We start from the raw sequence: 627 nt of genomic DNA, 5'->3' as shown, positions 1-627 counted from the left end.
TACCAATCCCCACCCCAGCGCCGAGCACGCGCCATGCGCCCGCCTCATGCCCCGCCCGCTCAGCCGACCGCCCCGTCGGGCCGCGAGAAGTCCACCTCAACCAACTTGAGGGCCACCGCCGAACCGACAAAGACGCCGGTCAGCAGGTGCATCACCACAAGCGCGGCCACAGTGCCGCCCGGAGCGCCCGAGCTCAGCGAAACCACCACGAACAGCCCGGTGACCATCACGACACGCCCCGCAAAGACCCTCCGCGGAGCCCTCATCACGCGACTGAGCAGAAACCCCAGCAGGATCAGCAGCACCGCCGAGACGAGCGTCGCCACCGCGACGGCAAACGCCCCGACCCTGAGCGAGGAGTCCCCGCACCCGACCGGTACGAACAGTTCCCCACCCGACACCGCCTCGGCCACCTTGAGGACCACATAGCTGGCGATCACCGCCAACAACCCCGCACGCGTGCCGGAGTGCCAGACGCCGGGCCGTGCGGTTCCACTGGCCACCAGGCCTCCTGAGGGGAAGTAAGCACGCACCTACAACCAGGCCCCTCAGCGCGACCCGAGGCACCTACGCAACACACCGAACCCGCACCCGTGAACCCGCCGACCCGCCCCCTCAGCATCCCGA

1 protein-coding gene is annotated in these 627 nt (G+C 69.5%); it reads right to left on the bottom strand.

What is annotated here, in order from left to right; translation table 11 throughout:
• Window positions 1-59: 59 nt before the first annotated feature.
• Window positions 60-503, bottom strand: a complete 444-nt coding sequence (locus GL263_RS27610) for a DUF6069 family protein (protein ID WP_182858448.1) — start codon at window positions 501-503, stop codon at window positions 60-62.
• Between the last annotated feature and the right edge of the window lie 124 nt (window positions 504-627).

Source organism: Streptomyces durbertensis (assembly GCF_014156695.1).
GTDB lineage: Bacteria > Actinomycetota > Actinomycetes > Streptomycetales > Streptomycetaceae > Streptomyces > Streptomyces durbertensis.
The sequence above is the reverse complement of the archived record's forward strand: the minus strand, read 5'-3'. Positions and strand labels throughout refer to the sequence as shown.